The organism is Streptomyces erythrochromogenes (assembly GCF_040684695.1).
GTDB classification, from domain to species: domain Bacteria; phylum Actinomycetota; class Actinomycetes; order Streptomycetales; family Streptomycetaceae; genus Streptomyces; species Streptomyces erythrochromogenes_C.
Genome location: NZ_JBFBGM010000006.1, coordinates 269,422 through 291,796 on the forward strand (window position 1 = coordinate 269,422; position 22,375 = coordinate 291,796).

General features: G+C 72.6%; 21 protein-coding genes. 17 read left to right on the forward strand and 4 right to left on the reverse strand.

Annotated features, from left to right (window positions below; genetic code table 11):
- Positions 1-160: 160 nt before the first annotated feature.
- The 6 genes from AB0O53_RS13115 to AB0O53_RS13140 all read left to right on the forward strand — a co-directional run bounded on the left by AB0O53_RS13115 (position 161) and on the right by AB0O53_RS13140 (position 6,911).
- A complete protein-coding gene (locus AB0O53_RS13115) occupies positions 161-1,024 on the forward strand; it encodes an SCO6745 family protein (protein ID WP_350991482.1) in 864 nt (287 codons plus the stop codon).
- A gap of 84 nt (positions 1,025-1,108) precedes the next feature.
- A complete protein-coding gene (locus AB0O53_RS13120; RefSeq protein WP_350991484.1) occupies positions 1,109-3,553 on the forward strand; it encodes a Tex family protein in 2,445 nt (814 codons plus the stop codon).
- Positions 3,554-3,876: 323 nt separating this feature from the next.
- Positions 3,877-4,377, forward strand: coding sequence for a hypothetical protein (locus AB0O53_RS13125; protein ID WP_350991486.1), 501 nt, complete (start codon positions 3,877-3,879; stop codon positions 4,375-4,377).
- Positions 4,367-5,554: an MAB_1171c family putative transporter gene (locus AB0O53_RS13130; protein WP_350991488.1), complete on the forward strand. Its 1,188-nt coding sequence runs from the start codon at positions 4,367-4,369 to the stop codon at positions 5,552-5,554. Before AB0O53_RS13125 ends, AB0O53_RS13130 begins: the two co-directional genes overlap by 11 nt.
- Positions 5,551-6,330 carry an SDR family NAD(P)-dependent oxidoreductase gene (locus AB0O53_RS13135; protein ID WP_365195167.1) on the forward strand — a complete coding sequence of 260 codons (780 nt, stop codon included), beginning with the start codon at positions 5,551-5,553 and terminating at the stop codon, positions 6,328-6,330. The genes AB0O53_RS13130 and AB0O53_RS13135 overlap by 4 nt, the downstream gene beginning before the upstream one ends.
- Positions 6,327-6,911 (forward strand): hypothetical protein, encoded by a 585-nt coding sequence (locus AB0O53_RS13140; RefSeq protein WP_365195169.1) that lies wholly within the window; start codon positions 6,327-6,329, stop codon positions 6,909-6,911. The genes AB0O53_RS13135 and AB0O53_RS13140 overlap by 4 nt, the downstream gene beginning before the upstream one ends.
- On the opposite strand, the gene AB0O53_RS13145 is transcribed toward AB0O53_RS13140, so the two are convergent.
- A complete protein-coding gene (locus AB0O53_RS13145; protein WP_350991492.1) occupies positions 6,908-8,545 on the reverse strand; it encodes an ABC-F family ATP-binding cassette domain-containing protein in 1,638 nt (545 codons plus the stop codon). The two genes, AB0O53_RS13140 and AB0O53_RS13145, sit on opposite strands and share 4 nt — an antisense overlap.
- A 101-nt stretch (positions 8,546-8,646) precedes the next feature.
- On the opposite strand from AB0O53_RS13145, the gene AB0O53_RS13150 reads away from it, so the two are divergent.
- The gene (locus AB0O53_RS13150) at positions 8,647-9,618 is read left to right on the forward strand and encodes a GlxA family transcriptional regulator (protein ID WP_365195173.1); all 972 of its coding nucleotides are present in this window, start codon (positions 8,647-8,649) and stop codon (positions 9,616-9,618) included.
- A gap of 121 nt (positions 9,619-9,739) precedes the next feature.
- Positions 9,740-10,372 carry a DJ-1/PfpI family protein gene (locus AB0O53_RS13155; RefSeq protein WP_365195175.1) on the forward strand — a complete coding sequence of 211 codons (633 nt, stop codon included), beginning with the start codon at positions 9,740-9,742 and terminating at the stop codon, positions 10,370-10,372.
- 11 nt (positions 10,373-10,383) lie between these two features.
- On the opposite strand, the gene AB0O53_RS13160 is transcribed toward AB0O53_RS13155, so the two are convergent.
- Positions 10,384-11,124 carry an enoyl-CoA hydratase/isomerase family protein gene (locus tag AB0O53_RS13160; RefSeq protein ID WP_350992047.1) on the reverse strand — a complete coding sequence of 247 codons (741 nt, stop codon included), beginning with the start codon at positions 11,122-11,124 and terminating at the stop codon, positions 10,384-10,386.
- Positions 11,125-11,221: 97 nt separating this feature from the next.
- Between AB0O53_RS13160 and AB0O53_RS13165 the strand changes: the two genes are divergently transcribed.
- Positions 11,222-11,872 carry an HdeD family acid-resistance protein gene (locus tag AB0O53_RS13165; RefSeq protein ID WP_350991497.1) on the forward strand — a complete coding sequence of 217 codons (651 nt, stop codon included), beginning with the start codon at positions 11,222-11,224 and terminating at the stop codon, positions 11,870-11,872.
- Positions 11,873-12,002: 130 nt separating this feature from the next.
- Positions 12,003-12,497 (forward strand): ATP-binding protein, encoded by a 495-nt coding sequence (locus AB0O53_RS13170; protein WP_403137290.1) that lies wholly within the window; start codon positions 12,003-12,005, stop codon positions 12,495-12,497.
- 39 nt (positions 12,498-12,536) lie between these two features.
- Here AB0O53_RS13170 and idi read toward each other — a convergent pair whose 3' ends face one another.
- Both idi and AB0O53_RS13180 read right to left on the reverse strand, forming a co-directional pair.
- Entirely contained in the window at positions 12,537-13,136 is a 600-nt protein-coding gene (gene idi, locus AB0O53_RS13175; protein WP_350991501.1) for an isopentenyl-diphosphate Delta-isomerase, read from the reverse strand.
- A 148-nt stretch (positions 13,137-13,284) separates the two neighbouring features.
- Positions 13,285-14,610 (reverse strand): GNAT family N-acetyltransferase, encoded by a 1,326-nt coding sequence (locus AB0O53_RS13180; RefSeq protein ID WP_365195179.1) that lies wholly within the window; start codon positions 14,608-14,610, stop codon positions 13,285-13,287.
- Positions 14,611-15,155: 545 nt separating this feature from the next.
- Between AB0O53_RS13180 and AB0O53_RS13185 the strand changes: the two genes are divergently transcribed.
- The 7 genes from AB0O53_RS13185 (at position 15,156) to AB0O53_RS13215 (ending at position 22,031) form a co-directional block, all read left to right on the forward strand.
- The gene (locus AB0O53_RS13185) at positions 15,156-16,790 is read left to right on the forward strand and encodes a DUF5941 domain-containing protein (protein WP_365195181.1); all 1,635 of its coding nucleotides are present in this window, start codon (positions 15,156-15,158) and stop codon (positions 16,788-16,790) included.
- Complete coding sequence (locus AB0O53_RS13190; protein WP_365195184.1) at positions 16,787-17,536, forward strand: phosphocholine cytidylyltransferase family protein; 750 nt, start codon at positions 16,787-16,789, stop codon at positions 17,534-17,536. Before AB0O53_RS13185 ends, AB0O53_RS13190 begins: the two co-directional genes overlap by 4 nt.
- Positions 17,524-18,585, forward strand: coding sequence for an iron-containing alcohol dehydrogenase family protein (locus AB0O53_RS13195; RefSeq protein ID WP_365195187.1), 1,062 nt, complete (start codon positions 17,524-17,526; stop codon positions 18,583-18,585). The genes AB0O53_RS13190 and AB0O53_RS13195 overlap by 13 nt, the downstream gene beginning before the upstream one ends.
- Positions 18,563-19,342: a CDP-alcohol phosphatidyltransferase family protein gene (locus AB0O53_RS13200; protein WP_365195189.1), complete on the forward strand. Its 780-nt coding sequence runs from the start codon at positions 18,563-18,565 to the stop codon at positions 19,340-19,342. Before AB0O53_RS13195 ends, AB0O53_RS13200 begins: the two co-directional genes overlap by 23 nt.
- Positions 19,343-19,350: 8 nt before the next feature.
- On the forward strand, positions 19,351-20,232 hold the full coding sequence (locus AB0O53_RS13205; protein ID WP_435886649.1) for a glycosyltransferase family 2 protein: 882 nt from the start codon (positions 19,351-19,353) through the stop codon (positions 20,230-20,232).
- 94 nt (positions 20,233-20,326) lie between these two features.
- Complete coding sequence (locus AB0O53_RS13210) at positions 20,327-21,256, forward strand: ABC transporter permease (protein ID WP_350991513.1); 930 nt, start codon at positions 20,327-20,329, stop codon at positions 21,254-21,256.
- Entirely contained in the window at positions 21,249-22,031 is a 783-nt protein-coding gene (locus AB0O53_RS13215; RefSeq protein WP_030763369.1) for an ABC transporter ATP-binding protein, read from the forward strand. The genes AB0O53_RS13210 and AB0O53_RS13215 overlap by 8 nt, the downstream gene beginning before the upstream one ends.
- Positions 22,032-22,375: the final 344 nt, after the last annotated feature.

Below are 22,375 nucleotides of genomic sequence, written 5' to 3' on the forward strand. Positions count from 1 at the left end.
CCCGGCCGATCGGCCGGATCGGCACGGTCGGTCGCGGCCGGGAGCCGGCCCCGCGGGCGCCGGGCCGCGCACCGCCGCCCGCGAGCCCGCGGAAACCGCCCCCGGACCCGCCCCGACCCACCCCTACCCGGCGTACCGAACAGTCGGTAGCGTGCGGCGCATGATCCTTGACACCCGCGCCGCGCGACGCTGTTGGCACACTGCGATCAACCCGCTGCACTCCACCGTCTACTTCTCGCCGGACATCGCCGAGGAGTTCGCCGGCCTCGGGATAACCGACCCCGTCGCCGTCAACCTGGCGCACCGTTCCGCCGCGATGGGGGCCGTCGGGGCCGGCACGGTCACCGCCGCCTTCTACAACTACCGGCACGACGTCGTCGCCCGGCACCTGCCCGCCGTCTGGGACACCATCACCCCCGAGCAGGCCCTCGCCGCCCGGCTGCGCGCCGCCGACGCCACCCTGACCCGGCTCCTCGGCGCCGACACCGTGAAGTCCCCCGAGGTCGCCGAAGCCGCCGACCTGGCCATGCGCGCCACCGAGGGCTGCACCCGGCACGCCCGCACCCTCTACGCCGCCCACGCCGACCTCCCCGTACCCGAGGCCCCGCACCTGCGCCTGTGGCACGCCACCACCCTGCTGCGCGAGCACCGCGGCGACGGCCACCTCGCCGCCCTGCTCCTCGCGGGCCTGGACCCGGTCGAAGCACTGGTCAGCCACACCGCCACCGGAAAGGGCATGACTCCGAAGCGGATCAAGGGCATACGCGGCTGGACGCAGGACGACCTCGACGCCGCGGCCGACCGGCTGCGCGAGCGCGGCGTCCTCGACGCCGACGGCGAGCTGACCGAGGAGGGCACGGACCTGCGCGAGCGGCTGGAGAGCGAGACCGACCGCCTCGACGCCGCCCCCTACGAGCACCTCGGCGCGGACGGCCTGGCCCGCCTCACCGAGCTCGGCGGCGCCCTCGTCGTCAAGGCCGTGACCGCCGGGGCCTTCCCGAGGGACCTCATGGGCAGGGCCTGACGGGCAGGTCTCCCGCGGTCCGCCGCGACCACCTGCCACAATTGGCAGCCTTCCAGTGCAAACGAAGGCAGGCGGGACCCGATCGTGACGATGTCCATCGAAGGCAGGATCGCCGAGGAGCTCGGCGTACGGGAGCGGCAGGTCCAGGCCGCCGTCGAGCTGCTCGACGGCGGCTCCACCGTGCCGTTCATCGCGCGCTACCGCAAGGAAGCGACCGAGATGCTCGACGACGCCCAGCTGCGCACCCTCGAGGAGCGGCTGAGGTATCTGCGCGAGCTGGAGGACCGGCGCGCGGCGATCCTGGACTCCGTACGGGAGCAGGGCAAGCTCGACGCCGAGCTGGAGGCCCGGATCAACGCGGCCGACACCAAGGCGCGCCTGGAGGACATCTACCTCCCCTTCAAGCCCAAGCGCCGCACCAAGGCGCAGATCGCCCGCGAGGCCGGCCTGGAACCGCTCGCGGACGGCCTGCTGACCGACCCGTCGGTGGACCCGGCCGCTGCCGCGGCCGCGTTCGTCGACGCCGACAAGGGCGTCGCCGACCCGGCGGCCGCCCTGGAGGGCGCCCGCGCCATCCTCACCGAGCGGTTCGCCGAGGACGCCGACCTGATCGGCGAGCTCCGCGAGCGCATGTGGGGCCGCGGCCGGCTCGCCGCGAAGGTCCGCGAGGGCAAGGAGGAGGCCGGCGCGAAGTTCGCCGACTACTTCGACTTCGCCGAGCCGTTCACCGCACTGCCCTCGCACCGGGTCCTCGCCATGCTGCGCGGCGAGAAGGAGGACGTCCTCGACCTCAACCTGGAGCCCGAGGCCCCCGAGGACGCCGACACCCCCGGCCCCTCCACGTACGAGGGCATGATCGCGCGCCGCTTCGGCGTCGCGGACCGCGGCCGCCCCGGGGACAAGTGGCTCGCGGACACGGTCCGCTGGTGCTGGCGCACCAAGGTGCAGGTGCACCTCGGCATCGACCTGCGGATGCGGCTGCGCCAGGCCGCCGAGGACGAGGCCGTACGGGTCTTCGCGTCGAACCTGCGCGACCTGCTGCTCGCGGCGCCCGCCGGCACCCGGGCCACCCTCGGCCTCGACCCGGGCTTCCGCACCGGCGTGAAGGTCGCCGTCGTGGACGCCACCGGCAAGGTCGTGGCCACCGACGTGATCCACCCGCACGTGCCCGCCAACCGGTGGGACGAGTCCCTCGCCAAGCTGGCCCGCCTCGCGAAGGAGCACGCGGTCGAACTGGTCGCCATCGGCAACGGCACCGCCTCCCGCGAGACCGACAAGCTGGCCGGGGACCTGATCACCCGCCACCCGGAGCTGGGGCTCACCAAGGTGATGGTCTCGGAGGCGGGCGCCTCCGTGTACTCGGCCTCCGCCTTCGCCTCGCAGGAACTGCCCGGCATGGACGTGTCGCTGCGCGGCGCGGTCTCCATCGCCCGCCGCCTCCAGGACCCGCTCGCCGAACTGGTCAAGATCGACCCGAAGTCCATCGGCGTCGGCCAGTACCAGCACGACCTGTCCGAGGTGAAGCTGTCGCGCTCCCTCGACGCGGTGGTCGAGGACTGTGTGAACGGCGTCGGCGTGGACGTCAACACCGCCTCCGCGCCGCTGCTGTCGCGGGTCTCCGGCATCAGCGGGACCCTCGCCGAGAACATCGTCGCCCACCGCGACGCCAACGGCCCCTTCCGTAGCCGCAAGGGCCTCAAGGACGTGGCCCGCCTCGGCCCCAAGGCGTACGAGCAGTGCGCCGGCTTCCTGCGGATCCGCGGCGGGGACGACCCGCTGGACGCCTCCTCCGTGCACCCCGAGTCCTACCCGGTGGTCCGGGCGATGGGGAAGACGGCGGGCGGCGAGGTGGCCGCGCTGATCGGCAACACCGCGGTCCTGCGCTCCCTGCGGCCCGAGCAGTTCGTCACCGAGGCCTTCGGACTGCCCACGGTCACCGACATCCTGCGCGAGCTGGAGAAGCCGGGCCGCGACCCGCGTCCGGCCTTCAAGACGGCCACCTTCAAGGAGGGCGTCGAGAAGATCGGCGACCTGGCACCGGGGATGATCCTGGAGGGCGTGGTCACCAACGTGGCCGCCTTCGGCGCCTTCATCGACATCGGCGTCCACCAGGACGGCCTGGCACACGTCTCGGCGCTGTCGAAGAACTTCGTCAAGGACCCCCGGGACGTGGTCAAGCCGGGCGACATCGTCCGCGTGAAGGTCATGGACGTGGACATCCCGCGCAAGCGGATCTCGCTGACCCTGCGCCTGGAGGACGAGGCCGGGGCCGAGCGGGGCGCCGGCGCCCCGCGCCAGCGCGAGGAGCGGCGCGGCGGCGGGCGTCCCCCGCAGCAGCGCGGCGGAGCGGGCGGCCAGGGCGGCGGCAGGAACCAGGGCGAGCGCGGCCAGGGCGAGCGCGGCCAGGGCCAGGGCGGCGGCCAGGGCCGGCGCCAGGGCGGCGGAGCCCCCGCGCCCGCGAACAGCGCGATGGCAGACGCCCTGCGCCGGGCCGGCCTCACCGGGGGCGAGGAGCGCCGCAAGCGGTGACGGAAGCGTCCCGGGTGTGCGGGAGCCTCCCGGGTGTGCGGGCGCGGTCCCGCCCACCCATGGGCGGCCCCCGGCCACCCGGCTCGTGAAGGTCCTCGTACGTGATGGCCGAATCGGTTCCCCACCTGGGGACTTGCCTTGCCAACTCCCGTACAAGATCTGTAGGCATGGTGGAACGCCCGTTCGTCACCCGGCGGACGGGCTTCCGCGTTTCCCCCCTCAGGACTGCATTGCCCGAGGCCGCCTTGAAGGCACAGGACGTCATGCCCATGCCCACACACGCCTACCGACGCTGCCCCGGAAAGGGTCCGAAGAGGGATCACATGCCCCACCGGCAACTCAGCATTCGCAAAAGGTGCGAGAACATTCTCGGCCATCTGGATCTGACCCACCCGTTCTCCCTCGACGTCCTGTGCGCACGGATTGCCGAGCAGCGCGGCCGCCCCATCCGGCTCCACCCGCTCCCCAAGGAGGCGGCGGAATCCGGGGTCTGCGGCCTGTGGGTGGGCACCGCCAGCGTCGACTACGTCTTCTACGAGGCGCAGACCACCCCGCTGCACCGGGAGCACATCGTCCTGCACGAGCTCGGCCACATCCTCTTCGGGCACAACTCGCTGGAGGGCGAGGAGACCGACGGCAACGCCCCCGTCGTCCTCGGCCGCACCAACTACACCACCCGCCAGGAGCAGGAGGCGGAGATGCTCGCCAGCATGATCCGCATCCGGACCGCGAACGCCGGCCCGCGCACCCCCGCCCGGGAGCGGGGCACCCTGGCCCGGCTGGAGTCCGCCATGGGGTACGAGCGGGGCACCGATGGCGGCTGACCTCACCGACTTCGGCAACTGGCTCGCCGTCCCCAGCGTGGTCTGCCTGTGGCTCGCCGTCCTGCTGCGCGCCCCCGGCGCCCTGCGCTCGCCCCAGCAGCGCGGCCTGTGGCTGGCCGTCGCGACCGCCGCCGCCGCGATGACCCTGAACCTGCCGGACGTCGTCACCTACGCGATGACCCGCGGCGCCGCCTACGCCCACACCATCGGGCTCGTCCGCAACCTCATCGGGGTGCTGTCGGCGGGCGCCGTCCTCTACTTCGTCGCCGCCGCCACCCGCGGCCGCCGCCTCCAGCTCGCCTCCTGCGCCGCCACCGCGGCCTGGCTGGGCGCACTCGTCGCCCTGGACGCCGCCGCGCCCGGCCACGGCACCCACACCATGCCCCCGGTCGGCGACCCGGTGCCGTCCCTCGCGTACTGGCTCGTGCTGATCTCGGCCCACGTGATCGCCAACACCGTCTGCGTGGCCCTGTGCTGGCGCTACAGCCGGCGCACCGAGAGCCGGGGACTCGCCGCCGGCCTGCGCCTCTTCGGCCTCGGCACCGCGCTCGCCGGACTGTTCTGGCTGGCCTACCTGCTCAAGGCCCTCTTCGCCAGCACCTGGGCGATGCCCGCCCTGCCGCTGCTGATGAACCTGCACGGCCTGCTGCGCGCCGCCGCGATCCTCGTGCCCACCCTGTTCACCCTCCGCCGCACCTTCGCCGACATCGCCACCGCCTGGCGGCTCTGGCCGCTGTGGCGCGACCTGGTCGAGGCGGTCCCGCACGTCGCCCTCAACAAGCCGCGCTCGGGCCGGGTGACGGAGCTGCTGTGGCCGCCGGTCCCGCGCAACCTGCTCGTCTACCGCAAGGTCATCGAGACGCGCGACGCCATCCTGATCCTGGGGGAGTACGTCCGCCCGGGCGCCCTGGAGCAGGCCCGCGACCACGTCGCCGGCCACGGGATCCCCGAGCAGCGGCGCACCGCGGCCGCGCTGGCCCGGGTACTGAAGGACGCCCGGCGGGCCAAGCTCGCCGGACTGCCCGGACAGACGGGCGAGGCGGCCGGGCTGGAACTGCCCGCGGCCATCCAGAGTTCGAACGAAGGCGGGGACCTGGCGGACGAGGCCCGGTTCCTCGTCGACGTCGCCGAGGCCTACACCTCGCCGGCCACCACCGAGGAAGTGAAAGCGCCGTGACCACCGTACTGATCACCGGAGCCAGCGCCGGACTGGGCGCCGCCTTCGCCCGGGGATTCGCCGCCAAGGGCTGCGACCTGGTCCTCGTCGCCCGCGACAAGGACCGGCTCGACGACGTCGCCGGTGCGCTGGCCCGCGAATACGGCACCGCCTGCGAGGTGCTGCCCGCGGACCTGCTGGACGCGGGCGGCCTCGCGGCGGTCGCCGAGCGGCTCGACGAGCGCGCCCGGCCCGTGGACATCCTGGTCAACAACGCCGGCTTCGGGCTCCCCGCGCCCTTCCCGTACAGCCCCATCGAGGACGAGGAACGGATGCTCGACCTCCTCGTCAAGGTCCCGCTGCGCCTCACCCACGCCGCGCTGCCCGGTCTGCGCGAGCGCCGCCGCGGGGCCGTCGTCAACGTCTCCTCCGTGGCCGGACTGCTGCCCACCGGCACCTACGGCGCCGCCAAGGCCTGGGTCACCGCCTTCAGCGAGTCCCTCCGGGTGGACATGGGGCCGTACAACGTCCGGGTGCTGGCCGTCGTCCCCGGCTTCACCCGCACCGAGTTCCAGGAACGCGCCGGAATGGACGTCAGCGCGCTGCGCGACGCGGTCTGGCTGGAACCGGAGGCCGTCGTCGAGCAGGCGCTGAGGGACCTCGCCCTGCGCCGCCCGGTCAGCATCACCGGCCGCCGCTACCAGGCCTACGCCCTCGCCGCCCGCCACCTCCCGCGCGCCTTCGTCGCCCGGAAGATGGCCCGCAAGCGCCGGCCGCCGGCCGGGCCGGCCACGTGAACGGGCCGGTGGAGCGGGCCCGCGAGGCCCTGGCGTCCGGTCTGCCGCCTGTGGAGGTGTACGCCGCACTCGCGGTCGGTGCCGACTTCCGGGCCACCGCCCTGGCGGTGTGCGACGCGCTCGGCATCCCGCGCGCGGACGCGGAGCACCGGCTGCGCGGCACCGAGGAACTGTGGGGCGACTTCGCCCCCGGCGACGAGGAGTTCCTCGGGGAACTCCTCGACCTCGCCGCCGTGTTCGACGTCCACGTGACGCTGGACGAGCCCGGCGAACAGGTCCGCCGCCTCATGGACCGGTCCATGAGCGCCCTGGGCGGCATCGGCAGCGGCGCTGCCTTCGGCATCAGCCGGAAGCTGGCCACCGGCCGCCTGCCCGAGGCGTACACCGTCCTCGTCGGCCTGCCGGTCCGTGAGCGCGGTGACCCGGCCCGCTACCGGGCGGAGCTGATCGCGGCCGGGGAGCTGCTCGCCGACTGGCTGCCGCCCGACGACCAGGAGGCCGCCGGACGGGTGCGCGAGGCACGCGAGCGCTGCGCCCGGCGGGACGCCTCGGGGCGCCGCCCGGCTTCCGACACCGGCTAGAGCTCGGTGACCCTGCCGCCGGAGACTTCCAGGCGGCGGGTCACCTGGACCGCGTCGAGCATCCGGCGGTCGTGCGTGACCAGCAGGAGGGTGCCCTCGTAGGACTCCAGGGCGGACTCCAGCTGCTCGATCGCCGGCAGGTCGAGGTGGTTGGTCGGCTCGTCCAGGACCAGCAGGTTCACCCCGCGGCCCTGGAGCAGTGCGAGCGCGGCGCGGGTGCGCTCACCGGGGGAGAGGGTCGCCGCCGGGCGCAGGACGTGGGCCGCCTTGAGGCCGAACTTGGCCAGCAGGGTGCGCACTTCGGCCGGCTCGGTGTCGGGGACGGCCGCGCAGAACGCCTCCAGCAGGGGCTCGTCCCCGAGGAACAGCCCGCGGGCCTGGTCGACCTCGCCGACCAGGACGCCGGAGCCGAGCACGGCGGAGCCGGAGTCCGGGGCCAGCCGGCCCAGGAGCACGGCGAGGAGGGTGGACTTGCCGGCGCCGTTGGCCCCGGTGATCGCCACCCGGTCCGCCCAGTCGATCTGCAGGCTCGCCGGGCCGAAGGAGAAGTCCCCGCGCTTGACGGCCGCCTCGCGCAGGGTCGCCACCACGGAGCCCGAGCGGGGGGCCGCAGCGATCTCCATGCGCAGCTCCCACTCCTTGCGGGGCTCCTCGACGACCTCCAGCCGTTCGATCGCACGCTGCGTCTGGCGGGCCTTCGCGGCCTGCTTCTCGCTGGACTCCCCGCGCAGCGACTTGCCGATCTTGTCGTTGTCGGTGGACTTGCGACGGGCGTTGCGCACGCCCTTGTCCATCCAGTTGCGCTGCATCTGGGCCCGGCCCTCCAGCGCGGCCTTCTTGTCCGCGTACTCCTCGAACTCCTCGCGCGCGTGGCTGCGGGCCCGCGCGCGCTCCTCCAGGTAGGAGTCGTAGCCGCCGCCGTAGAGATTGATCTGCTGCTGCGCCAGGTCGAGTTCGAGCACCTTGGTCACGGTCCGCGTCAGGAACTCGCGGTCGTGGCTGATCACGACGGTCCCGGCGCGCAACCCCTTCACGAAGCGCTCCAGCCGCTCCAGACCGTCCAGGTCCAGGTCGTTGGTGGGCTCGTCGAGCAGGAAGACGTCGTAGCGGGAGAGGAGGAGCGAGGCCAGGCCCGCACGGGCCGCCTGGCCGCCGGACAGCGCCGTCATCGGCAGGTCGAGGCCGACCGACAGGCCGAGGTCGTCGGCGACCTCCTCGGCGCGCTCGTCGAGGTCGGCGCCGCCGAGGTCCAGCCAGCGGTCGAGCGCGGTCGCGTACGCGTCGTCCGCGCCCGGCGTACCGTCCACCAGGCCCTGGGTCGCCGCGTCGAGCTCCGCCTGCGCGGCGGCCACGCCGGTGCGCCGGGCCAGGAACTCCCGGACCGACTCCTCGGGCCGGCGCTCCGGCTCCTGCGGGAGGTGGCCGACGGCGGCGGTGGGCGGCGAGAGCCGCAGCTCCCCGGTCTCGGGGGTGTCCAGCCCGGCGAGCAGGCGCAGCAGGGTCGACTTCCCGGCGCCGTTCACGCCGACGAGGCCGATGACGTCGCCGGGCGCGACGACGAGGTCGAGATCGGCGAACAGCGTGCGTTCACCGTGCGCGGCGGTGAGCTTCTTGGCGACGAGGGTTGCAGTCATGATGTGCCGATCCTATCGGCGCGCGGGCCGGGCCCCGGCGTGGCCGGATAGGTGGGAAGCACGTCATTGCGGCCATCGCGGGGGCGGCCCACCATGAAGCCATGGGGTCATCGCCGCGCAACGTCCTCGTCCTCCTCTACGACGGGGTCCAGAGCCTGGACGTGACCGGCCCGGTGGAGGTGTTCGCCGCGCTCGCCCACTTTCCCGGGCGGGCCGGCTACACGATCCGGACGGTGTCGCCGGGAGGGGAGCAGGTCCGCACCGGCAGCGGGCTGACGCTGGTGCCGGACGGGGAGCTGGAGGGCGCCCGCCCGGGACCGGGGACCACGGTGCTCGTGCCCGGGGGACGCCACACCGCCGACTTCGAGCCCGCTCTCACCGACTGGCTCCGTACCCACGGGGGTGGCGCGGAGCGGCTGGTGTCCGTGTGCACGGGAGGGCTGCTGCTGGCCGAGGCCGGGCTGCTGGACGGGCGGCGGGCCACGACGCACTGGAACGCCTGCGAGCGGATGGCGCGGGACTACCCGGCCGTCGCCGTCGAGCCGGACCCGATCTACGTACGGGACGGGCCGGTGGCCACCTCCGCCGGGGTGACGGCCGGTATCGACCTCGCGCTGGCGCTGGTGGAGGAGGACCACGGGCAGGACGTCGCCCTGACGATCGCCCGGCACCTGGTGGTCTTCCTGCGCAGGCCCGGCAACCAGGCGCAGTTCAGTGCCCAGCTCGCGGCCCAGACGGCCCGCCGGGACCCGCTGCGGGACGTGCAGCAGTGGATCACCGAGCACCCGGGGGAGGACCTGGGCGTCGAGCACCTCGCCGCCCGCGCCCGGCTGTCGCCGCGCCACTTCGCCCGGGCCTTCCGGGCCGAGACCGGGGTCACGCCCGGCCGGTACGTCGAACGGGTGCGGGTGGACCACGCCCGGCGGCTGCTGGAGGAGAGCGGGGAAGGGATCGCACAGATCGCCCGGGCCTGCGGGTACGGGACCCCGGAGGCGCTGCGCCGGGCCTTCCTGCGGGCCCTCGGCCAGCCGCCCGCCGAGTACCGGCGCCGGTTCGGTGTGTCCCGCCCCTGAGGGCGGGACCGCGCACACCCCGAAGAAGACCGCGCACACCCGAAGAAGACTGCGCACACCCGAAGAAGAGGCCGCCCCGCCGGGGCCGAGCCGTGTTCCGACCGACGTTTTCGGAGTAGCCATGCAGATCGCCGTACTTCTCTACGACCACTTCACCGCACTCGACGCCATCGGACCCTTCGACACCCTGGGCCGGCTGACCGACGCCGAGGTCGTCTTCGTCTCCGAGCGGCCCGGGCCCGTGCGCACCGACAACGGGGCGCTCGCGCTCGTCGCCGACAAGGGGCTCGACGAGGTCACCCGGCCCGACGTCGTCATCGTGCCGGGCGGCCCGCATCCCGAGCGGGAGATGGCCAATCCCGTGGTCCTGGACTGGCTGCGCACGGTCGACGCCACCACCACGTGGACCACCTCGGTGTGCACCGGATCCCTGCTGCTGGCCGCCGCCGGACTGCTCGACGGCCGCAGGGCCACCAGTCACTGGCTGTACCTGGACCGGCTACCGGAGCACGGGGCCGAGCCCACCGGCGAGCGCGTGGTGTTCGACGGAAAGTACGTCACCGCCGCCGGCGTCTCCTCCGGCATCGACATGGGGCTCACCCTGCTCGGCCGGATCGCCGGCGACCACTTCGCCCGGGCGGTGCAGCTGATGACCGAGTACGACCCCCAGCCGCCCTACGACGCCGGCTCGCCCGAGAAGGCCCCGGCCGCCCTCGTGGAGATGCTGCGGGGGCACCACCTGCCCGCCGTCTGAGGGCCCTCCGGTCAGGGGGTCCAGGCGAAACGGGGCGACCGGCGCTCCAGGAACGCGGCGACCCCCTCGGCGGTGTCGTCGCTTCCGGCCGCCTGCTCCTCCCAGTACCCGTCGCGGTCGGTGCGGCCGTCGGCGAACTCCTTGGCCGCCGCCTGCGTCAGCTGCGAGCGGGCGGCCAGGACCGCCGTGAACTCGGCCACGCGCTCGTCCAGCCGGCCGGCCGGCAGCAGCTCGTTCAGGAACCCGGCGCGCAGCGCCTGCTCCGCGTCCATCAGCTCCGCGGAGAAGAGGAGGTACTTGGCCCAGGCCGGGCCGACCAGGGAGGCGAGCCTGCGGGTGGAGGACGCCGGGTAGACGATGCCCAGCTTCGCCGGGGTCACCCCGAAGGACGCCCCCTCCTCGGCGAACCGCAGGTCGCAGGCGGCGGCCAGCTGGCTGCCGCCGCCCACGCAGAACCCGCGGACGGCCGCCAGGGTCGGCTTCGGGAAGGCCGCCAGGGCCTCCTCGGCCGCGACGGCGAGGGCCCGCGGGTCCTCGTCCCCGGTGAGGGAGGAGATGTCGGCGCCCGCGCAGAACGTCGGCCCGGCGCCGGTGAGGACGAGCACCCGAACGGCCGGGTCGGCCGCAAGGCCGTCCAGCAGCCCGGGGAGCGCCCGCCACATCGCGGCGGTCATGGCGTTGCGCTTGGCCGGGTGCGAGACGACGACGGTGGCGACCCCGTCGGAGACCGTGTGCAGGAGGGTTGCGTCCAGGGCTGCGTCCATGCGCCGGATGCTATCCCGGGCGGCGAAACCTATGATCAAGGGAGTCCGTCGGGGGCCGTCGGGGGTGCGAGGAGGTGGCACGTCCATGGCCGAGGACCGCCGGGAGAAGAAGAAGGTCAACCGCAGCTTCGGGCTGATGGCCGTGCTCGGGGTGCTCCTCGTGCTGGCGGGCCTGGTCGGTCTGGTCTACACGGGCCTGGCCACCCTCACCTCGATGTTCCTCTTCGGCTGGCTGCTGCTCATCGGCGGCGTGGTCGGCCTGGTGCAGGCCGTGCAGTCGCGGGGGAGCAACTACTTCTGGCTCGCCGTCATCGTCGCCGCGATCAACATCGCGGCGGGCTTCGTGATCCTGCGCCGCCCCGAGGCGAGCGCCGAGGCGCTGACCATGTTCGCGGCCCTGCTCTTCCTCACCGGGGGACTGTTCCGGCTGGTCGGCGCGCTGGTGGTGCGCGGAGCCAACTTCGGGCTCGCGCTCGTCCAGGGTGCCTTCGGCGTGCTGCTGGGCTTCCTGATCCTCTCCAACTGGCCCGGCAACAGTCTGTACGTGATCGGAACCTTCTTCTCGCTCGCCCTGCTGTTCGACGGCCTGAGCCTCATCGCGATGGGCATGGGGGCGCGCCGCATCCTGGGGTTGGTCAGGGAAGACGAGCCGGGGGCGGAGGCCGGCGCCGTACGGGGGACGCGCGAGGCGGCCGAGAAGCGCCCGGCAGAAGATCAGGAACAGACCAACAACTGACGCCGTCATACGCCGACGGTCAGAAAGTGTCCGATTGACGCTGACTTCTGGTCAGCAGTCCGGTCCGGACCTACCCCTTCCCCACTCTTGTCGCGTGGAGACGATCGAGCGTGAAGACGGGGGCCGGAAGATGGACGACAGCGGGAGCGGCCCACGGGCCGGGGACGGGGGGCCCGGGGCCCCGGCCGCCCCCCTCGCCTACGAGGGCGTGTGGAGGTTCACCGCTCCCGCAGTAGAAGAATCCGTTCCGCAGGCCCGCCGGGCCGTCCGGGACCTGCTCGGGCGCCAGGGGGTGCCGGCCCATCAGGACCTCGTGTACTCCCTGCTCCTGATCGTCTCCGAACTGGTGACGAACTCCGTCCGGCACGCCGCCCTGCTCTCGCCCGAGGTTGCGGTCGAGGTCGCCATCGGCCGCGAGTGGGTACGGGTGGCCGTCGAGGACAACCACCCCTACCGCCCCAAGGCGCTGGAGGCCGACTTCGGCCAGACCGGCGGCCGCGGCCTGCTGCTCGTCCGGGAGGTCACCCTGGAGGCCGGCGGGGTCTGCGACGTCGAGCACACCTCGACCGGCGGCAAGGTCATCTGGGCGGCCCTCCCGCTCGCCGCCCCGCCGACCGCCCGCTGAGCGCGGACGGCGGGGGAAGGGGCGAGGGCGGCGCAGGGGCTACCAGCCCGCCGCGTCGCCGGTCAGCTCGCGGATCGCGGGCCGCGCCGCGTCCAGCACCGTCATGAACCAGGCCGAGAACGGCACCTCGGCGTGACGCTTGGCCAGCTCCTCGGCGGTGACGAAGGCGGTGTCCTCGACCTCGTCCGGGTCCGGCCGCACGGCGGCCTGCGCAAGTCCCACGAACAGGTGATTGAACTCCTGCTCCACGAGGCCCGACGCGGGGTCCGGGTGGTTGTAGCGAACCGTTCCCGCCTGCGCGAGCAGCGAGGGCGACAGCCCCAGCTCCTCGTGGGTCCGCCGGGCCGCGGCCGCGAACGGCGACTCCCCGGGGTACGGGTGGCCGCAACAGGTGTTCGACCAGACGCCCGGCGAGTGGTACTTCCCGAGGGCCCGCTGCTGGAGCAGCAGACGGCCCTGCTCGTCGAACAGGAACACGGAGAACGCCCGGTGCAGCTGCCCGGGGGCCTGATGGGCGGAGAGCTTCTCCGCCGTGCCGATGGTGTTGCCGGACTCGTCGACCAGTTCGAGCATGATCGGTTCTTGAGTACCGGTGCCGTTGGACGCGCTGTTCGCGGCGGTGGCTGGTGTGGTCGGCATACCCATCCTTCGCTTCGGACTTCGGCCTTCAGTCTGCCGTACAAAAGAGGCTTGTCCCCACTTCGGACATCCGTGCATGTCCGCCCCCCGCCGCGTGCTAGGCGGGGGGCGGACCACTGCGGATCACCTCATACGGCGCTCACGCGCGTCAGACTCCGAACGGGGCCGGATACGTGATCGTGCCCGCCGGGACGGGGACGGAAGCGTCCAGCACCAGTGCCATCATCGCCTCGTCCGGGACCTCGAACGGCGCCCGGATCCCGAACCGCGACGCCGCCGTGAAGCCGAAGCGCGGGTAGTACGCCGGGTGCCCCAGGACGAGAACCAGCGACTCCCCGCGCTCCCGGGCGGCCGCGAGCAGCGCCCGTACGACCGAGCTGCCGGCCCCCGAGCGCTGGTGCGCCGGATCGACGGCCACCGGGGCGAGCGCCAGCGCCGGAGCGCCGCCGACCTCGCACCGGGTGAGCAGGGCATGCGCCGCGACCGACCCGTCGGGGGCCTCGGCCACGTACGACAGCCCGGGCAGCCAGGAGCCGTCCGCGCGCAGCGCGTCCACGAGGTCCGCCTCCAGCGGGGTCTCGAAGGCCGCCAGGTTGACCGCCCGCACGGCGGCGGTGTCCGCCGCCGTCTCCGGACGCGCCGGCCAGGCGTCGCCCTTCCCGGCCTCCACCGGGCGCAGGACGTAGCCGGTGTAGCCGTACTCGTGCCCGTGGCGGGCCCGTACGCCGAGCTCCTCGCGGGTGGCGGCCACCGCCCGCGCCATGGCGGGGGAGTCGTCCCCGCCGAGGTCGCGGACCCTCTCGGCGAGCGGCCCGTAGTACTCGTCCCAGTCGGAGTCGGGCAGCGGGTGCACGCCCAGGACCCGGTAGCCGGCGGCCTGGGCGGCCGCCACGTTGGCGGCGGTGGTGCGCAGGGGGTACTGCGCGTCCCAGAAGGCGCGCGCTCCGGCGGACGGCTCCGCGGTCGTCCACTCGCACTCGGTCAGCACGAGCGTGCCGCCCGGGGCGATCAGCCGCTTCCACCGCGCGAGCGCGGTGTCGAAGCCCGCGATGTAGGCGGATCCCTCCGCCCAGACGAGGTCGAAGGAGCCGTCCCCGACCTCCTCGGCGGGGAGTGCGTTCATGTCCGCCTCGACGGTGCGGACCCGGTCGGCGAGCCCGCGGGCCGCGGCGGCCGTGCGGAGCTCGTCGAGGAAGGGGCCGTGCAGGTCCACGGCGGTCACCTCGGCGCCGCCGTCCGGCCCGTTGCCACCCGCCTCGGCGGCGAGCAGCAGCGCGCTGCGGCCCGGGCCGCAGCCCAGGTCGAGGACGCGGGGCCGCTCGGGCAGGGGTCCGCACAGGGACAGCAGGGCGCGGGTGCTCGCGTCGGAGCCCGGAGCCTGCCGGGGCAGTCCGCGGTGGAGAGTGAGAAATGCCTCGAAGAAGGCATTGCCGGTGTTGTCGGTGTTGCTGGTGTCGTTGAAGTCGTCGGTCAACGTGAACCCTTGGAAAAGGGGCTCCGGCCGATCTGCGGGTCCCCCTCGGCCCGTGCCGGGGGAAACGGTGGATCAGGCCCGGCCGGTCGCCCGGGGGAAATGGGAGATGCACCGGAGTTCGCAGCCCACGGCCGCGACCACTGCGACGGTCATCAACCCACCTCGTTTCCACTCGACACCTTCAGGAGCGTGTCCACCGTAACATCCAGGCCGTTTGTGGTACCGCGCCGTGATCACCGATGATGATCGCGACCCGGCCCGGAGCCCGGATATTCGGCTTATCGGGGCGTAAACGGGTGATGAACCCCTGCTTCCATTCATCCGATAGCCTCTGCCGACGTGCCGCCCCACGGGTGCGCCCGTTCGGAATCCGTCACAAGGAGTGAGTTCGTCTGCCGACCGTCATCCTCACCGGCCTGCCGGTCCCCGGATCGCCGCTCGCGGACGAGCTCCGCTCACTCGGCTTCGAGGTCCGCCCGGCCGCCGGTCCCCAGGACGCCGCCGCCGCACTGGCCGGCGTACCCGCCGACCAGCGGGTGGCCGTCGTGGACAGCGCCTTCGTCGGGCACGTGCACGCGCTGCGGCTCGCGCTGACCGACCCGCGCTTCGACGCCTGCGCCGTCACCGGCGCCCTCTCCGTACAGGCGGGTGCCCGCGAGGCCCTCGACAAGGCCGTCGCCACCGAGGGCCCGCACGGACCCGGCCCCTACGCCGACCGGCTCGCCGCGGCCGTCGAGGCCACCGGGACCGCCGTCCAGCGCCCCGAGCTCGGCAGCCTGGTCGCCGCCGTCCCCGCCGGCGCCGACGAGCGCGCGGCGGCCTCCGCCGCCGTCGCCGCCGTGGACGAGGAGGCCGTCCGGCTGCGCTCCGCCGTGAAGTCCCGCGACGGGTTCTTCACCACCTTCGCCATCAGCCCGTACTCCCGCTACATCGCCCGCTGGTGCGCGCGCCGCGGTCTGACCCCGAACCAGGTCACCACCGCCTCGCTGATCACCGCGCTGATCGCGGCCGGCTGCGCCGCCACCGGCGAGCGCTGGGGCTACGTCGCGGCCGGCGTGCTCCTCATCGTCTCCTTCGTCCTGGACTGCACCGACGGGCAGCTCGCCCGCTACTCCCTGCAGTACTCGACGATGGGCGCCTGGCTGGACGCGACCTTCGACCGGGCCAAGGAGTACTCCTTCTACGCCGGCCTCGCGCTCGGAGCCGCCCGCAACGGGGACGACGTCTGGGGCCTCGCCCTCGGCGCCATGATCCTGATGACCTGCCGCCACGTCGTGGACTTCTCCTTCAACGAGGCGAACCACGACGCCACCGCCAACACGAGCCCGACGGCCGCCCTCTCGGACCGGCTCGACAGCGTCGGCTGGACGGTCTGGGTCCGGCGCATGATCATCCTGCCGATCGGCGAGCGCTGGGCCATGATCGCGGTCCTGACCGCCTTCACCACCCCCCGGATCGTCTTCTACGCCCTGATCGCCGGCTGCGCCTTCGGCGCGCTCTACACCACCGCCGGCCGCGTCCTGCGGTCCCTGACCCGCAAGGCCCGGCGCACCGACCGCGCCGCCCAGGCCCTCGCCGACCTCACCGACTCCGGTCCGCTCGCCGAGCTCCAGGCCCGCCTGCTGCGCGGCCGGGCCGGCTCCTTCGGCTCGGTGTACGTCGCCGCCCTCGGCACCGTGCTGATGGCCGCGGCCGCCCTGTACCTCCCCTTCGGCGACCCGCGGCTCATCGCCGTCGCCGTGATCTACGTCATGACCGCCGGCCTCGCCGTCGCGGCCCCCCTCAAGGGCGCGCTCGACTGGCTGATCCCGCCGCTGTTCCGCGCGGCCGAATACGTGACGGTCCTCGCGCTCGCCGCCAAAGCGGACGTCCCCGGGGCCCTTCCGGCGGCATTCGGCCTGATCGCGGCGGTCGCCTACCATCACTACGACACGGTGTACCGCATTCGCGGCGGCACCGGCGCGCCCCCGCACTGGCTGGTGCGGACGATCGGCGGCCACGAGGGACGGGTCCTGCTGACCACGGTCCTCGCCGCCGTCCTCGTGGACCGCGCATCGGACTTCCCCGTCGCGCTCACGGTCCTGGCCGTGTTCGTGGCACTCGTGGTGCTCGCGGAGAGCATCCGCTTCTGGGTCTCCTCCGGGGCACCCGCCGTACATGACGAAGGAGAACCAGCATGATCGGCCTTGTCCTCGCTGCCGGTGCGGGACGCCGCCTGCGTCCCTACACCGACACCCTGCCCAAGGCCCTCGTGCCCGTCGGCCCCGAGGGCGACGAGGAGAGCCTGACGGTCCTCGACCTGACCCTCGGCAACTTCGCCGCGGTCGGTCTGACCGAGGTCGCGATCGTCGTCGGCTACCGCAAGGAGGCCGTCTACGCGCGCCAGGCCGCGCTGGAGGCCAAGTACGGCCTGAAGATCACGCTGATCGACAACGACAAGGCCGAGGAGTGGAACAACGCCTACTCCCTGTGGTGCGCCCGCGAGGTCATCAAGCACGGTGTGATCCTCGCCAACGGCGACACCGTCCACCCGGTCTCCGTCGAGGAGACCCTCCTCGCCGCCCGCGGCAACGGCCGGAAGATCATCCTCGCCCTGGACACCGTCAAGGTCCTGGCCGACGAGGAGATGAAGGTCGTCGTCGGCGACACCGGCGTCCAGAAGATCACCAAGCTGATGGACCCCGCCGACGCCACCGGTGAGTACATCGGTGTCACCCTCATCGAGCCCGAGGCGGCCGAGGCCCTCGCCGAGGCGCTGAAGACCACCTTCGAGCGCGACCCGGACCTGTACTACGAGGACGGCTACCAGCAGCTCGTCAACGACGGCTTCGTGGTCGACGTGGCCCCCATCGGCGACGTCAAGTGGGTCGAGATCGACAACCACGACGACCTCGCCAAGGGCCGGACGATCGCATGCCAGTACTGACGAGGCTCATCCCCTCGCCCGTCGTCGTCGACATCAGTCGCGGGGCGATGGACGACCTGGCCGGCCTCCTGGCCGACCAGCGGATCTCCGCCTCCGGCAAGCTCGCCATCGCGATCAGCGGGGGCTCCGGCGTGGCGCTGCGCGCCAAGCTGGAGCCCGTGCTCCCGCACGCCGACTGGTACGCCGTCGTCGACGGCACCATCGACTCCGCGGTCAAGCTGGCCGACGACATAAAGGGCCGCCGCTACGACGCCGTCGTGGGCCTGGGCGGCGGCAAGATCATCGACGTGGCCAAGTACGCCGCGGCGCGGGTCGGGCTGCCCATGGTGGCCGTCGCCACCAACCTCTCGCACGACGGCATCTGCTCGCCGGTGTCCATCCTGGACAACGACAACGGCCGCGGCTCCTACGGCGTACCGACCCCGATCGCCATGGTGATCGACCTCGACGTCATCAAGGAAGCACCCGTCCGGTTCATCCGCGCCGGCATCGGCGACGCGATCTCCAACATCTCGGCGATCGCCGACTGGGAGCTCTCGCACCGGACCACCGGCGAGCCCGTCGACGGCCTGGCCGCCGCCATGGCCCGTACCGCGGGCGAGTCCGTGCTGCGCCACCCGGGCGGCTGCGGTGACGACGAGTTCCTCAAGGTGCTCTCCGAGGCGCTCGTGCTCTCCGGCATCGCCATGTCGATCAGCGGGGACTCCCGCCCCTCCTCCGGCGCCTGCCACGAGATCAGCCACGCCTTCGACCTGCTGTACCCGGGGCGCTCCGCGCTCCACGGCGAGCAGGTCGGCATCGGCGCGGCCTTCGCGATGCACCTGCGCGGAGCCGCGGACGCCGCCGGGCACTTCGTCGAGGTGCTGCGCCGGCACGGCCTGCCGGTCGCACCCGAGGAGATCGGCTTCAGCATCGACGAGTTCGTCGCGGCCGTCGAGTACGCCCCCCAGACCCGCCCGGGACGCTTCACGATCCTGGAGCACCTCAACCTGTCCGCCGCCGAGATCAGGGACGCATACGCCGACTATGCCAAGACCATCCGTAGCTGAACTGAGGCCCGTCGTCCACCCCGCGGGCGTGAAGGACCGGGTCAGCGGCGAGCACTGGGGCGGACGCCTCTACATGCGCGAGATCTCCCTGCGCATCACCCGCGTCCTGGTCACCACCAAGGTCACGCCCAACCAGCTGACCTACCTGATGACCCTCGCCGGCGTCCTCGCCCTGCCCGCCCTGCTGGTGCCGGGCATATGGGGCGCCGTCCTCGGCGTGGTCGCGGTCCAGATGTACCTGCTCCTCGACTGCGTCGACGGCGAGGTCGCCCGCTGGAAGAAGCAGTACTCGCTCTCCGGGGTCTACCTGGACCGGGTCGGCGCCTACCTGTGCGACGCGGCGGTCCTGGTCGGCTTCGGCCTGCGTGCCGCCGACCTGTGGGGCACCGGGGCCGTCGACTGGCTGTGGGCCTTCCTCGGCACGCTCGCCGCGCTCGGCGCCATCCTGATCAAGGCCGAGACCGACCTGGTCGGCGTCGCCCGCCACCAGGCCGGCAAGCCCGTGGTCAAGGACGCGGCCGCCGAGCCGCGCGCCAAGGGCATGGCCCTCGCCCGCCGGGCCGCCGCCGCGCTCAAGTTCCACCGCCTGATCCTCGGCATCGAGGCCTCGCTGCTCATCCTGTTCCTGGCCGTCCTGGACCAGATGCGCGGCGACCTGTACTGGTCCCGGGTCGGCGTCGCCGTGCTCGCGGGCATCGCGATGCTGCAGACCGTGCTGCACCTGGTGTCGATCCTCGCCTCCAGCAGGCTCAAGTGAGCGCCCCGATGCGGCTGGGCGCCGTGATCATCACCATGGGCAACCGGCCCGAGGAGCTCAAGGCGCTCCTGGACTCGGTGGCCCGCCAGGACGGCGACCCGGTCGAGGTCGTCGTCGTGGGCCAGGGCGTGAAGGTCTCCGAGGTGGCGGACCTGCCGCCCGGGGTCCGCTCCGTCGACCTGCCCGAGAACCTGGGCATCCCGGGCGGCCGCAACGTCGGCATCGAGGCCTTCGGCCCCGGCGGCCGTGACGTGGACGTGCTGCTCTTCCTCGACGACGACGGGCTGCTGGAGCGCACCGACACCGCCGAGCTGTGCCGGCAGGCCTTCGCCGAGGACCCCGCGCTCGGGATCATCAGCTTCCGGATCGCCGATCCCGACACCGGGCAGACCCAGCGGCGCCACGTCCCGCGGCTGCGGGCCTCGGACCCGATGCGGTCCTCGCGCGTGACCACCTTCCTGGGCGGCGCCAACGCCGTCCGCACGAAGGTGTTCGAGCAGGCCGGAGTCCTGCCGGGGGAGTTCTTCTACGCTCACGAGGAGACCGATCTGGCCTGGCGCGCGCTCGACGCGGGGTGGCTGATCGACTACCGGGCGGACATGGTGCTGCTCCACCCGACAACTGCCCCCTCCCGGCACGCGGTCTACCACCGTATGGTGGCCCGTAACCGGGTGTGGCTCGCCCGCCGCAACCTGCCCGCACCGCTGGTACCGGTCTACCTGGGCGTCTGGCTCCTGCTGACGCTTCTACGGAAGCCCTCGGGACCCGCGCTCAAGGCCTGGTTCGGCGGATTCCGCGAGGGATGGACCACTCCCTGCGGACCCCGCCGCCCGATGAGATGGCGTACGGTCTGGCGGTTGACCCGTCTGGGCCGACCTCCCGTCATCTGACCAGCCCGCGTCTGGGAACATGGCGCGATCACGGGCCTCGAGCCACCAGCCTGATGCCCACCTGGCCGCATCTTGAAGACGAAAGTTTCAACTTGTGAGTGACACAACCCACGACGGCGCCCTCGCCACGAGCAGGCCGCCGTCCGCAGACGCGGGGCTCAGCGCCGCCGAGCTCGCCAGGAAGTACGGCCTGTCGGTCAGCGGCGCCCGGCCCGGTCTGGGCGAGTACGTGCGGCAGCTCTGGGGCAGGCGCCACTTCATCCTGGCCTTCTCCCGGGCCAAGCTGGTCGCGCAGTACAGCCAGGCGAAGCTCGGCCAGGTCTGGCAGGTGGCGACCCCGCTGCTGAACGCGCTGGTCTACTGGCTGATCTTCGGCCTGATCCTCGGCGCGGGCAAGGAGATGCCCAAGGACGTCTACGTCCCGTTCCTCGTGATGGGCATCTTCGTCTTCACCTTCACGCAGAGCTCGGTGATGGCGGGCGTCCGGGCGATCTCCGGGAACCTCGGGCTGGTGCGCGCCCTGCACTTCCCGCGCGCCTCCCTGCCGGTGTCGTTCTCGCTCCAGCAGCTCCAGCAGCTGCTGTACTCGATGATCGTCGTCTTCGTGATCGCCGTCTCGTTCGGCAACTACCCGCGGCTGTCCTGGCTGCTGGTGGTCCCGACCCTGGCGCTGCAGTTCGTCTTCAACACCGGCCTCGCCATGATCTTCGCGCGGATGGGTTCCAAGACCCCCGACCTGGCGCAGCTGATGCCGTTCGTGATGCGTACCTGGATGTACGCCTCCGGCGTCATGTTCCCGATCGGGATCTACCTCAAGGACCACCCGCAGTGGATCAGCGACGTGCTGCTGTGGAACCCGGTCGCGATCTACATGGACCTGATCCGGTTCGCGCTGATCGACGACTACGGGAGCAGCAACCTGCCCCCGCACGTGTGGCTCTTCGCCGTGGGCTGGGCCGCCGTGATCGGCCTCGGCGGCTTCGTGTACTTCTGGAAGTCTGAGGAGCGTTACGGCCGTGGCTGACAACTCCCAGGGGCGCGTCCCCACCGTGATCGCGGACGGCGTCCACATCGTCTACCGCGTCAACACCGGCAGCAGCGGCAAGGGCGCGGCCACCGCCGCGCTGAGCAAGATAGTCCGCCGGAAGAAGGGCGACGCGCCCGGTGTGCGCCGCGTCCACGCGGTGCGCGGGGTCTCCTTCACCGCCTACCGCGGCGAGGCCATCGGCCTCATCGGCTCCAACGGCTCCGGCAAGTCCACCCTGCTGCGCGCCATCGCCGGCCTGCTGCCCTGCGAGGAGGGCAAGGTCTACACCGACGGCCAGCCCTCGCTGCTGGGCGTGAACGCCGCACTGATGAACGACCTCACCGGTGAGCGCAACATCGTCCTCGGCGGTCTCGCCATGGGGATGAGCCGCGAGCAGATCAAGCAGCGCTACCAGAGCATCGTCGACTTCTCGGGCATCAACGAGAAGGGCGATTTCGTCTCGCTGCCGATGCGCACCTACTCCTCCGGCATGGCGGCGCGACTGCGGTTCTCCATCGCGGCGGCCAAGGACCACGACGTCCTGATGATCGACGAGGCCCTGGCCACCGGTGACCGCTCCTTCCAGGTGCGTTCGGAGAACCGAATCAAGGAACTCCGGGAGAAGGCCGGCACGGTCTTCCTGGTCAGCCACAACAACAAGTCCATCCGCGACACGTGCGACCGGGTGCTGTGGCTGGAGAAGGGCGAGCTCCTGATGGACGGGCCCACGGAGGAAGTCGTCTCGGCATACGAGAAGGCCACCAACGGCTGACCTCCGGGCCGCGCGGCGCCCGACCGGGGCGCTTCCCCGCTTCACCGAAGGCCCCCGCCGCTCAGCGCGGCGGGGGCCTTAAGCATGTACGTGGATTACGCCGCATGCGCGTTCTCGTATTGCGCGGCGACATTCGCGGGCGCGGTGAATACCCGAGCGGCCTCCGCGACGTTCTACAGCGTAAGCTGATGCGGTCCTGAATCGCAGCAAGAGGGGACGATTCCCCGCAGGTGAACGGCCCTGGGGCAGCCCCGGCAAAACCCCGGCGGCGTGTCCGAAATAGGATGTAATGGGTCGGCAGTGTAGAACGGGAGATGTGACGGCAATGGCTACGGGAATTCTCC

Excerpts from the sequence above, each read along its gene's own strand:
- AB0O53_RS13155 (WP_365195175.1), top strand. The coding sequence starts at position 9,740 with ATGCAGATCGCCGTACTTCTCTACGACCACTTCACCGCACTCGACGCC.
- AB0O53_RS13195 (WP_365195187.1), top strand. The coding sequence starts at position 17,524 with ATGCCAGTACTGACGAGGCTCATCCCCTCGCCCGTCGTCGTCGACATC.
- AB0O53_RS13115 (WP_350991482.1), top strand. The coding sequence starts at position 161 with ATGATCCTTGACACCCGCGCCGCGCGACGCTGTTGGCACACTGCGATC.
- AB0O53_RS13125 (WP_350991486.1), top strand. The coding sequence starts at position 3,877 with ATGCCCCACCGGCAACTCAGCATTCGCAAAAGGTGCGAGAACATTCTC.
- AB0O53_RS13145 (WP_350991492.1), bottom strand. The coding sequence starts at position 8,545 with ATGACTGCAACCCTCGTCGCCAAGAAGCTCACCGCCGCGCACGGTGAA.
- AB0O53_RS13200 (WP_365195189.1), top strand. The coding sequence starts at position 18,563 with ATGCCAAGACCATCCGTAGCTGAACTGAGGCCCGTCGTCCACCCCGCG.
- AB0O53_RS13150 (WP_365195173.1), top strand. The coding sequence starts at position 8,647 with ATGGGGTCATCGCCGCGCAACGTCCTCGTCCTCCTCTACGACGGGGTC.
- AB0O53_RS13170 (WP_403137290.1), top strand. The coding sequence starts at position 12,003 with ATGGACGACAGCGGGAGCGGCCCACGGGCCGGGGACGGGGGGCCCGGG.
- AB0O53_RS13190 (WP_365195184.1), top strand. The coding sequence starts at position 16,787 with ATGATCGGCCTTGTCCTCGCTGCCGGTGCGGGACGCCGCCTGCGTCCC.
- AB0O53_RS13205 (WP_435886649.1), top strand. The coding sequence starts at position 19,351 with ATGCGGCTGGGCGCCGTGATCATCACCATGGGCAACCGGCCCGAGGAG.
- idi (WP_350991501.1), bottom strand. The coding sequence starts at position 13,136 with ATGCCGACCACACCAGCCACCGCCGCGAACAGCGCGTCCAACGGCACC.
- AB0O53_RS13130 (WP_350991488.1), top strand. The coding sequence starts at position 4,367 with ATGGCGGCTGACCTCACCGACTTCGGCAACTGGCTCGCCGTCCCCAGC.
- AB0O53_RS13165 (WP_350991497.1), top strand. The coding sequence starts at position 11,222 with ATGGCCGAGGACCGCCGGGAGAAGAAGAAGGTCAACCGCAGCTTCGGG.